This window comes from Bradyrhizobium oropedii, assembly GCF_020889685.1.
Classification (GTDB): domain Bacteria; phylum Pseudomonadota; class Alphaproteobacteria; order Rhizobiales; family Xanthobacteraceae; genus Bradyrhizobium; species Bradyrhizobium oropedii.
This window is the reverse complement of the sequence record NZ_JACMYO010000003.1, coordinates 30005-39130: the sequence shown is the minus strand read 5'-3', so window position 1 is coordinate 39130 and position 9126 is coordinate 30005. Positions and strand designations below refer to the sequence as shown.

The following is a 9126-nucleotide window of genomic DNA, read 5'->3' as shown; positions in this document are numbered from 1 at the left end:
AGGAAACGATCAGATGTCGCGTCGCCACTCTGCTGAGAAGCGTGAAGTTCTTCCGGATCCGAAGTTCGGGAACATCATCATTACGAAGTTCATGAACTCGGTGATGTACGCCGGGAAGAAGTCGGTTGCCGAAAACATCGTCTACGGTGCGCTCGGCATGATCGAGGCCAAGACCAAGCAGCCGCCGCTCGGCGTGTTCGAGCAGGCGCTCGAGAACGTCATGCCGACCATCGAGGTCCGTTCCCGCCGCGTCGGCGGTGCGACCTACCAGGTTCCGGTGGAAGTCCGTTCGGTGCGCCGTCAGGCGCTCGGCATTCGCTGGCTGATCTCGGCTGCCCGTGAGCGCAACGAGAAGACCATGACGGAGCGTCTCTCGGCTGAGCTGCTCGATGCGTCGAACAATCGCGGCAACGCCGTCAAGAAGCGTGAAGACGTGCACCGGATGGCGGAAGCCAACCGCGCCTTCTCGCACTATCGCTGGTAAGGCGAACAACGGAATTTAAGGAACAGTCTCATGCCCCGCCAACATGCCATCGAGGACTACCGTAACTTCGGTATCATGGCGCATATCGACGCCGGCAAGACCACGACCACCGAGCGCATCCTCTATTACACCGGCAAGAGCCACAAGATCGGCGAAGTGCACGAAGGTGCCGCGACGATGGACTGGATGGAGCAGGAGCAGGAGCGTGGCATCACGATCACGTCGGCTGCGACCACCGCGTTCTGGGCCGGCAAGCGTCTGAACATCATCGACACCCCCGGCCACGTCGACTTCACCATTGAGGTCGAGCGTTCGCTGCGCGTGCTCGACGGCGCCGTTTGCGTTCTCGACTCCAACCAGGGCGTCGAGCCGCAGACCGAAACCGTTTGGCGCCAGGGCGACAAGTACAAGGTTCCGCGCATCGTCTTCGCCAACAAGATGGACAAGACCGGTGCCGACTTCTTCAAGTGCCTGTCCGACATCGTCGACCGCCTTGGCGCGAAGCCGATCGCGATCCAGCTTCCGATCGGTGCCGAGAACAACTTCAAGGGTCTCGTCGACCTCGTGAAGATGAAGGGCGTCATCTGGAACGATGAATCGCTCGGCGCGAAGTTCGACTATGTCGATATCCCGGAAGACCTCGTCGAGCAGGCCAAGGAATACCGCGAGAAGATGGTGGAAGCCGCCGTCGAGCTCGACGACGACGCTTTGGCTGCCTTCCTCGACGGCAAGGAGCCGGACGAGGCGACCCTGAAGCGCCTGATCCGCAAGGCCGTGCTGACCGGCGCGTTCTATCCGGTGCTGTGCGGCTCCGCGTTCAAGAACAAGGGCGTGCAGCCGCTGCTCGACGCCGTGGTCGACTACCTGCCGTCGCCGGTCGACGTGCCCGCGATCAAGGGCACCGACGATGACGGCAACGAAGTCGTGCGCCATGCGGACGACAAGGAGCCGCTGGCGCTGCTCGCGTTCAAGATCATGGACGACCCCTTCGTCGGCACCATCACGTTCTGCCGCATTTATTCCGGCATCCTGCAGTCGGGCACCGGCGTGGTGAACTCGACCCGCGAGAAGAAAGAGCGTATCGGCCGCATGCTGCTGATGCATGCGAACAACCGCGAAGACATCAAGGAAGCCTATGCCGGCGACATCGTCGCGCTGGCTGGCCTGAAGGAAGCGCGCACCGGTGACACGCTGTGCGATCCCGACAAGCAGGTCATCCTCGAGAAGATGGAATTCCCGGAGCCGGTGATCGAGATCGCGATCGAGCCGAAGTCGAAGGCCGACCAGGAAAAGCTCGGCGTGGCGCTTGCCAAGCTCGCTGCGGAGGATCCGTCGTTCCGCGTGTCGACCGACCAGGAGTCCGGCCAGACCATTCTCAAGGGCATGGGCGAACTGCATCTCGACATCAAGGTCGACATCCTCAAGCGCACCTACAAGGTCGATGCCAACATCGGCGCGCCGCAGGTGGCGTTCCGTGAGCGCGTGACCAAGAAGGCCGAAGTCAAGTACACGCACAAGAAGCAGACCGGCGGTACCGGTCAGTTCGCCGAAGTGTCGATCGTCGTCGAGCCGAACGAGCCCGGCAAGGGCTACGAGTTCGAATCGAAGATCGTCGGCGGTGCGGTGCCGAAGGAATACATCCCCGGCGTCGAAAAGGGCCTCAACAGCGTGATGGGCTCCGGCGTCGTCGCGGGCTTCCCGGTGGTGGACGTCAAGGTGCAGCTGGTCGACGGCAAGTATCACGACGTCGACTCCTCGGCGCTGGCGTTCGAAATCGCGTCGCGGGCTGCGTTCCGCGAGGCGCTGACGAAGGGCAAGTCCGTTCTGCTCGAGCCGATCATGAAGGTCGAGGTGGTGACCCCGGAAGACTACACCGGTTCGGTCATCGGCGACCTGAATTCCCGGCGCGGCCAGATCCAGGGCCAAGACATGCGCGGCAACGCCAACGTCATCAATGCGATGGTGCCGCTCATGAACATGTTCGGTTACGTGAATAACCTGCGCTCGATGAGCCAGGGTCGCGCAACCTTCACGATGCAGTTCGATCACTACGCCGAAGCTCCGGCGAACGTGTCGGCTGAAGTCCAGAAAAAGTTTGCTTGATTGTCGTTGGTTCGCAACTAACGACTGAACGGAGAGTCAAATGGCCAAAGCAAAATTCGAGCGTAACAAGCCCCACTGCAACATCGGCACCATCGGTCACGTCGACCATGGCAAGACCTCGCTGACCGCAGCGATCACCAAGGTGCTTGCAGAAACCGGCGGCGCGACGTTCACCGCCTACGACCAGATCGACAAGGCGCCGGAAGAGAAGGCGCGCGGCATCACGATCTCGACCGCTCACGTCGAGTACGAGACGCAGAACCGCCACTACGCGCACGTCGACTGCCCCGGCCACGCCGACTACGTCAAGAACATGATCACCGGTGCCGCCCAGATGGACGGCGCGATCCTGGTCGTGTCGGCTGCTGACGGCCCGATGCCGCAGACCCGCGAGCACATCCTGCTCGCCCGCCAGGTCGGCGTTCCCGCACTCGTCGTGTTCCTGAACAAGTGCGACATGGTCGACGATCCGGAACTGCTCGAGCTCGTCGAAATGGAAGTCCGCGAACTGCTCTCGAGGTACGAATTCCCGGGCGACACCATCCCGATCATCAAGGGTTCGGCGCTCGCCGCCCTCGAAGACAAGGACAAGAAGCTCGGCCACGACGCGGTTCTCGAGCTGATGCGCGCCGTCGACGAGAGCATCCCGCAGCCGGCCCGTCCGATCGACCAGCCGTTCCTGATGCCGGTTGAAGACGTGTTCTCGATCTCCGGTCGCGGCACCGTGGTGACCGGCCGTGTCGAGCGCGGCGTCATCAAGGTCGGCGAGGAAATCGAAATCGTCGGTCTGCGCGACACCCAGAAGACGATCGTCACGGGCGTCGAAATGTTCCGCAAGCTGCTCGATCAGGGCCAGGCCGGCGACAACATCGGCGCGCTGCTCCGCGGTACCAAGCGCGAGGAAGTCGAGCGTGGCCAGGTGCTGTGCAAGCCGGGTTCGGTCAAGCCGCACACCAAGTTCAAGGCCGAGGCTTACATCCTCACCAAGGAAGAGGGCGGTCGTCACACCCCGTTCTTCACCAACTACCGTCCGCAGTTCTACTTCCGCACCACCGACGTGACCGGTGTCGTGCATCTGCCCGAAGGCACCGAAATGGTGATGCCGGGCGACAACATCGCGATGGAAGTGCACCTGATCGTGCCGATCGCGATGGAAGAGAAGCTCCGCTTCGCGATCCGCGAAGGTGGCCGCACCGTCGGCTCGGGCGTCGTCTCCGCCATCATCGAGTAATAAGCGAACAGGATTGGCGGGTAGCGGATGAAATCATCCGCTGCCCGTTAGCCACCATTCGCAGATAAGACGACAGAGAAAGACAGCGGCAATGAACGGCCAAAATATTCGTATCCGTCTCAAGGCGTTCGACCATCGGATCCTCGATACGTCGACCCGTGAGATCGTGAACACGGCGAAGCGCACCGGTGCTCAGGTTCGCGGACCGATTCCGCTGCCGACCCGGATTGAGAAGTTCACCGTCAACCGTTCGCCGCACGTTGACAAGAAGAGCCGCGAGCAATTCGAGATGCGCACTCACAAGCGCCTCCTCGACATTGTCGACCCGACCCCGCAGACCGTCGATGCGCTGATGAAGCTCGACCTGGCCGCCGGTGTCGACGTCGAGATCAAGCTCTAAGGTTTTGGATTTTTACGTCCGCCGCTTGTGGACAGAAAGACAGGAAGCACGCCGATGCGCTCCGGAGTGATCGCACAAAAGGTCGGGATGACGCGGGTCTTTACGGAGACCGGTGAGCATATCCCTGTGACCGTGCTGAAGTTGGGCAACTGCCAGGTGCTGGGCCACCGCACGACCGAGAAGAACGGCTATGTCGCTCTTCAGCTCGGCTCGGGCGCCCGCAAGACGGTGTACATGCCCAAGGCCGAACGCGGCCAGTTCGCGGTCGCCAAGGTGGAGCCGAAGCGCAAGCTCGCCGAGTTCCGCGTGTCCGAGGACGCGCTGATCCCGGTCGGCGCGGAAATCCAGGCGGACCATTTCGTGGTCGGCCAGTTTGTCGACGTGACCGGCACCTCGATCGGCAAGGGCTTTGCCGGCGGCATGAAGCGCTGGAATTTCGGCGGTCTGCGCGCCACCCACGGTGTGTCGGTGTCGCACCGTTCGATCGGTTCGACCGGTGGCCGTCAGGACCCCGGCAAGACCTTCAAGAACAAGAAGATGCCCGGCCACATGGGCGTCGACCGCATCACCACGCTCAATCTGCGCGTGGTTTCGACCGACGTTGAGCGCGGCCTGATCCTCGTCGAAGGCGCCGTTCCCGGCTCCAAGGGCGGCTGGATCTCGGTGCGCGACGCGGTCAAGAAGCCGCTGCCGAAGGAAGCCCCGAAGCCCGGCAAGTTCAAGGTTGCCGGCGGCGACGCTGCTGAAGCCGTGGCCGAGAAGGAGGGCGTGTGAGATGGAACTGAAAGTCACCACCCTTGAAGGCAAGGACGCTGGCTCGGTCCAGCTCTCGGACGAGATTTTCGGTCTCGAGCCGCGCAAGGACATCATTCAGCGCTGCGTGCAGTGGCAGCTGAACAAGCGGCAGGCCGGCACGCACAAGACCCAGGGCCGTGCCGACGTCTGGCGCACCGGCAAGAAGATGTACAAGCAGAAGGGCACCGGCGGCGCCCGTCACGGCTCGGCCCGCGTGCCCCAGTTCCGCGGCGGTGGCCGTGCGTTCGGTCCGGTCGTTCGCTCGCATGCGACCGACCTGCCGAAGAAGGTGCGCGCGCTGGCGCTGAAGCATGCGCTGTCGGCCAAGGCCAAGGACGGCGGGTTGATCGTGATCGACAACGCCGCGCTCGAGGCCGCCAAGACCAAGGCGCTGCTCGGTCACTTCTCCGGACTCGGGCTCACCAACGCGCTGATCATCGACGGCGCCGAGCTGAACGCCGGTTTCGCGACCGCGGCCCGCAACATCCCGAACATCGACGTGCTGCCGATCCAGGGCATCAACGTCTACGACATTCTCCGCCGCCACAAGCTGGTGCTGACCAAGGCTGCGGTTGATGCGCTGGAGGCGCGCTTCAAATGAAGAACATCGACCCGCGCCACTACGACGTCATCATCTCTCCTGTCGTGACGGAAAAGGCGACGCTCGCCTCCGAGCACAACAAGGTGCTGTTCAAGGTCGCCGGCAAGGCCACCAAGCCGCAGATCAAGGAAGCGGTCGAGAAGCTGTTCGACGTCAAGGTGAAGAGCGTCAACACTCTCGTTCGCAAGGGCAAGACCAAGGTGTTCCGCGGCAATCTCGGCTCGCAGTCGGACACCAAGCGCGCGATCGTGACCCTTGAAGAGGGCCACCGCATCGACGTGACTACCGGACTATAAGGCGCAACGACGATGGCATTGAAAACCTACAATCCCACGACGCCGGGCCAGCGCCAGCTGGTCATGGTCGATCGTTCGGCGCTCTACAAGGGCAAGCCGGTGAAGACGCTGACCGAGGGCAAGCTCGGCAATGGCGGTCGCAACAACACCGGTCGCATCACCGTGCGTTTCCGCGGCGGCGGCCACAAGAAGGCCTACCGCACCGTCGACTTCCGCCGCGACAAGGTGGACATGCCGGCGGTCGTGGAACGGCTCGAGTACGATCCGAACCGCACCGCGTTCATCGCGCTGATCAAGTATCAGGACGGTGAGCTGGCCTACATCCTGGCGCCGCAGCGTCTGGCCGCGGGCGACACCGTCGTCGCCGGCAACTATGTCGACGTGAAGCCGGGCAACGTCATGCCGCTCGGCAACATGCCTGTCGGCACGATCGTGCACAACATCGAGCTGAAGATCGGCAAGGGCGGCCAGCTGGCGCGCTCCGCCGGTACCTACGCCCAGGTTGTCGGCCGCGACCAGGACTACGTGATTGTCCGCCTGAATTCGGGCGAGCAGCGTCTCGTGCACGGCCGTTGCCGCGGCACGATCGGCGCGGTCTCGAACCCGGATCACATGAACATCTCGATCGGCAAGGCCGGTCGCACCCGCTGGCTCGGCTGGCGTCCGCACAACCGCGGCGTCGTCATGAACCCGATCGATCACCCGCACGGCGGTGGTGAAGGTCGTACCTCGGGCGGTCGCCACCCGGTTACTCCGTGGGGCAAGCCGACCAAGGGCAAGAAGACCCGCACCAACAAGTCGACCAACAAATTCATTCTCCTCAGCCGCCACAAGCGGAAGAAGTAAGGAACGCCGGACATGGTTCGTTCAGTCTGGAAAGGCCCGTTCGTCGAGGGTTCTCTGCTCAAGAAGGCAGATGCCGCCCGCGCGTCCGGCCGTCACGACGTCATCAAGATCTGGAGCCGCCGCTCGACCATCCTGCCGCAGTTCGTCGGCCTGACGTTCGGCGTCTATAACGGCCACAAGCACGTGCCGGTGGCAATCAACGAGGAAATGGTGGGTCACAAGTTCGGCGAGTTCTCGCCGACCCGGACCTTCCACGGCCATTCGGGCGACAAGAAAGCCAAGAAGGCTTGAGGATTAACCGATGAGCAAACCAAAGCGCGAACGTAGCCTCGCGGACAATGAGGCCAAGGCCGTCGCCCGCATGCTGCGCGTCAGCCCGCAGAAGCTCAACCTGGTGGCGCAGCTGATCCGCGGCCGCAAGGCGTCCGCTGCGCTCGCCGACCTGCAGTTCTCGCGCAAGCGGATCGCGGTCGACGTCAAGAAGTGCCTGGAATCGGCGATCGCGAACGCCGAGAACAACCATGACCTCGAAGTCGACGATCTCGTCGTCGCCGAGGCGCATGTCGGCAACGGCATCGTGATGAAGCGTTTTGCTCCGCGCGGCCGTGGCCGTTCGGGCCGTGTGTTCAAACCGTTCTCGCACCTGACCATCGTGGTTCGTCAGGTCGAGGCCGAGGCAAGCGCTTAAAGCGGCGCAGGAGAAGACGATGGGTCAAAAGATCAATCCAATCGGGCTGCGTCTCGGCATCAACCGGACCTGGGACTCCCGTTGGTTCGCCGGCAAGCAGGAATACGGCAAGCTGCTGCATGAAGACGTCAAGATCCGTGAGATCCTGCACAAGGAGCTCAAGCAGGCGGCCGTCGCCCGCATCGTGATCGAGCGTCCGCACAAGAAGTGCCGGGTGACGATCCACTCGGCTCGTCCGGGCGTCGTAATCGGCAAGAAGGGCGCCGACATCGACAAGCTGCGCAAGAAGGTCGCCGACATCACTTCGTCGGACGTCGTGATCAACATCGTCGAAATCCGCAAGCCGGAGCTCGACGCGACCCTGGTCGCCGAATCGATTGCCCAGCAGCTCGAGCGCCGCGTGGCGTTCCGCCGCGCCATGAAGCGCGCCGTGCAGTCGGCGATGCGTCTCGGTGCCGGTGGCATCCGCATCAACTGCTCGGGCCGTCTCGGCGGCGCCGAAATCGCGCGCATGGAGTGGTACCGCGAGGGCCGCGTGCCGTTGCACACCCTGCGCGCCGACGTCGATTATGGCGTTGCCACCGCGTTCACGACCTTCGGCACCTGCGGCGTCAAGGTCTGGATCTTCAAGGGCGAGATCCTCGAGCACGACCCGATGGCCCAGGACAAGAAGATGGCCGAGGGCGATAACACCCCGCGTTCGCGCCGCGACGCCGCTTGAGGCAAAGCAGGAATTTGAGGGCTTAAAGCCATGATGCAACCTAAGAAAACGAAGTTCCGGAAGGCGCATAAGGGCCGTATCCACGGCGTCGCGACCTCTGGCGCGACGTTGGCGTTCGGCCAGTTCGGCCTGAAGGCGATGGAGCCTGAGCGCGTCACCGCCCGCCAGATCGAAGCCGCCCGTCGCGCGCTGACCCGTCACATGAAGCGCGCCGGCCGCGTCTGGATCCGCGTGTTCCCGGACGTGCCGGTGTCGAAGAAGCCCGCCGAAGTCCGCATGGGCTCCGGCAAGGGTGCGCCGGAATTGTGGGTGGCGCGGGTCAAGCCGGGCCGCGTGATGTTTGAGATCGACGGCGTGACGGTGCAGACCGCCAAGGAGGCGCTGACGCTCGCTGCCGCCAAGCTGCCGATCAAGACGCGCTTCGTTGCGCGCATTGCGGAGTAATCGCCATGGCCGAGATGAAAGTTGAAGACATTCGCGCGATGAGCGACGACCAGCGGGAAGACGCGGTCCTGAACCTGAAGAAGGAACGCTTCAACCTGCGTTTCCAGCGCGCCACCGGGCAGCTGGAGAACACGTCGCGGATGCGGGAAGCCCGCCGCGATATCGCTCGTATCAAGACCATCGCCGCGCAGCAGCGCGCGAAGAAGAAGTAAGGGGCCAGCTATGCCGAAACGTACTCTGCAGGGCGTGGTCGTCAGCGACAAGCAAGCCAAGACGATCGTGGTGCGGGTCGATCGCCGCTTCACCCACCCGATCTACAAGAAGACGATCCGCCGTTCCAAGAACTACCACGCGCACGACGAGAACAACCAGTTCAAGCCGGGCGACATGGTCTGGATCGAGGAATCGAAGCCGATCTCGAAGCTGAAGCGCTGGACCGTGGTCCGGGGCGAACACAAGAAAACGGCCTGATTTCTTCGGCCTGGCCGAAGTACTTCAGGGAAATTTTGAGCGCGCT

14 protein-coding genes are annotated in these 9126 nt (G+C 63.1%); all 14 read left to right on the top strand.

Annotated elements, in window-relative coordinates:
* Nucleotides 1–13: 13 nt before the first annotated feature.
* The 14 genes from rpsG (at nucleotide 14) to rpsQ (ending at nucleotide 9080) form a co-directional block, all read left to right on the top strand.
* The gene (gene rpsG / locus H8A95_RS02000) at nucleotides 14–484 is read left to right on the top strand and encodes a 30S ribosomal protein S7 (protein ID WP_021081660.1); all 471 of its coding nucleotides are present in this window, start codon (nucleotides 14–16) and stop codon (nucleotides 482–484) included.
* A 30-nt stretch (nucleotides 485–514) separates the two neighbouring features.
* Nucleotides 515–2587: an elongation factor G gene (fusA, locus tag H8A95_RS01995; RefSeq protein WP_229181557.1), complete on the top strand. Its 2073-nt coding sequence runs from the start codon at nucleotides 515–517 to the stop codon at nucleotides 2585–2587.
* A gap of 40 nt (nucleotides 2588–2627) precedes the next feature.
* A complete protein-coding gene (tuf, locus tag H8A95_RS01990; RefSeq protein ID WP_229181556.1) occupies nucleotides 2628–3818 on the top strand; it encodes an elongation factor Tu in 1191 nt (396 codons plus the stop codon).
* A gap of 91 nt (nucleotides 3819–3909) precedes the next feature.
* A complete protein-coding gene (gene rpsJ / locus H8A95_RS01985) occupies nucleotides 3910–4218 on the top strand; it encodes a 30S ribosomal protein S10 (RefSeq protein WP_002712302.1) in 309 nt (102 codons plus the stop codon).
* Between the two features lie 54 nt (nucleotides 4219–4272).
* On the top strand, nucleotides 4273–4992 hold the full coding sequence (gene rplC / locus H8A95_RS01980) for a 50S ribosomal protein L3 (protein ID WP_229181555.1): 720 nt from the start codon (nucleotides 4273–4275) through the stop codon (nucleotides 4990–4992).
* A gap of 1 nt (nucleotide 4993) precedes the next feature.
* Nucleotides 4994–5614, top strand: coding sequence for a 50S ribosomal protein L4 (gene rplD, locus H8A95_RS01975; protein WP_229181554.1), 621 nt, complete (start codon nucleotides 4994–4996; stop codon nucleotides 5612–5614).
* On the top strand, nucleotides 5611–5910 hold the full coding sequence (locus tag H8A95_RS01970) for a 50S ribosomal protein L23 (protein WP_016843746.1): 300 nt from the start codon (nucleotides 5611–5613) through the stop codon (nucleotides 5908–5910). Before rplD ends, H8A95_RS01970 begins: the two co-directional genes overlap by 4 nt.
* Nucleotides 5911–5922: 12 nt before the next feature.
* Nucleotides 5923–6756 carry a 50S ribosomal protein L2 gene (gene rplB, locus H8A95_RS01965; protein ID WP_229181553.1) on the top strand — a complete coding sequence of 278 codons (834 nt, stop codon included), beginning with the start codon at nucleotides 5923–5925 and terminating at the stop codon, nucleotides 6754–6756.
* A 12-nt stretch (nucleotides 6757–6768) separates the two neighbouring features.
* The gene (gene rpsS, locus H8A95_RS01960) at nucleotides 6769–7047 is read left to right on the top strand and encodes a 30S ribosomal protein S19 (protein WP_024578574.1); all 279 of its coding nucleotides are present in this window, start codon (nucleotides 6769–6771) and stop codon (nucleotides 7045–7047) included.
* Nucleotides 7048–7057: 10 nt separating this feature from the next.
* Nucleotides 7058–7444 carry a 50S ribosomal protein L22 gene (gene rplV, locus H8A95_RS01955; protein ID WP_016843750.1) on the top strand — a complete coding sequence of 129 codons (387 nt, stop codon included), beginning with the start codon at nucleotides 7058–7060 and terminating at the stop codon, nucleotides 7442–7444.
* 19 nt (nucleotides 7445–7463) lie between these two features.
* Entirely contained in the window at nucleotides 7464–8165 is a 702-nt protein-coding gene (gene rpsC / locus H8A95_RS01950; RefSeq protein ID WP_024578575.1) for a 30S ribosomal protein S3, read from the top strand.
* Between the two features lie 30 nt (nucleotides 8166–8195).
* Nucleotides 8196–8609, top strand: coding sequence for a 50S ribosomal protein L16 (rplP, locus tag H8A95_RS01945; protein WP_044538547.1), 414 nt, complete (start codon nucleotides 8196–8198; stop codon nucleotides 8607–8609).
* 5 nt (nucleotides 8610–8614) lie between these two features.
* Nucleotides 8615–8821, top strand: a complete 207-nt coding sequence (gene rpmC / locus H8A95_RS01940; RefSeq protein WP_024578576.1) for a 50S ribosomal protein L29 — start codon at nucleotides 8615–8617, stop codon at nucleotides 8819–8821.
* 10 nt (nucleotides 8822–8831) lie between these two features.
* Nucleotides 8832–9080, top strand: coding sequence for a 30S ribosomal protein S17 (gene rpsQ / locus H8A95_RS01935; RefSeq protein ID WP_016843754.1), 249 nt, complete (start codon nucleotides 8832–8834; stop codon nucleotides 9078–9080).
* The last annotated feature ends 46 nt before the right edge of the window (nucleotides 9081–9126 follow it).

Excerpts from the sequence above, each read along its gene's own strand:
- rpsG (WP_021081660.1), top strand. The coding sequence starts at position 14 with ATGTCGCGTCGCCACTCTGCTGAGAAGCGTGAAGTTCTTCCGGATCCG.
- fusA (WP_229181557.1), top strand. The coding sequence starts at position 515 with ATGCCCCGCCAACATGCCATCGAGGACTACCGTAACTTCGGTATCATG.
- tuf (WP_229181556.1), top strand. The coding sequence starts at position 2,628 with ATGGCCAAAGCAAAATTCGAGCGTAACAAGCCCCACTGCAACATCGGC.
- rpsJ (WP_002712302.1), top strand. The coding sequence starts at position 3,910 with ATGAACGGCCAAAATATTCGTATCCGTCTCAAGGCGTTCGACCATCGG.
- rplC (WP_229181555.1), top strand. The coding sequence starts at position 4,273 with ATGCGCTCCGGAGTGATCGCACAAAAGGTCGGGATGACGCGGGTCTTT.
- rplD (WP_229181554.1), top strand. The coding sequence starts at position 4,994 with ATGGAACTGAAAGTCACCACCCTTGAAGGCAAGGACGCTGGCTCGGTC.
- H8A95_RS01970 (WP_016843746.1), top strand. The coding sequence starts at position 5,611 with ATGAAGAACATCGACCCGCGCCACTACGACGTCATCATCTCTCCTGTC.
- rplB (WP_229181553.1), top strand. The coding sequence starts at position 5,923 with ATGGCATTGAAAACCTACAATCCCACGACGCCGGGCCAGCGCCAGCTG.
- rpsS (WP_024578574.1), top strand. The coding sequence starts at position 6,769 with ATGGTTCGTTCAGTCTGGAAAGGCCCGTTCGTCGAGGGTTCTCTGCTC.
- rplV (WP_016843750.1), top strand. The coding sequence starts at position 7,058 with ATGAGCAAACCAAAGCGCGAACGTAGCCTCGCGGACAATGAGGCCAAG.
- rpsC (WP_024578575.1), top strand. The coding sequence starts at position 7,464 with ATGGGTCAAAAGATCAATCCAATCGGGCTGCGTCTCGGCATCAACCGG.
- rplP (WP_044538547.1), top strand. The coding sequence starts at position 8,196 with ATGATGCAACCTAAGAAAACGAAGTTCCGGAAGGCGCATAAGGGCCGT.
- rpmC (WP_024578576.1), top strand. The coding sequence starts at position 8,615 with ATGGCCGAGATGAAAGTTGAAGACATTCGCGCGATGAGCGACGACCAG.
- rpsQ (WP_016843754.1), top strand. The coding sequence starts at position 8,832 with ATGCCGAAACGTACTCTGCAGGGCGTGGTCGTCAGCGACAAGCAAGCC.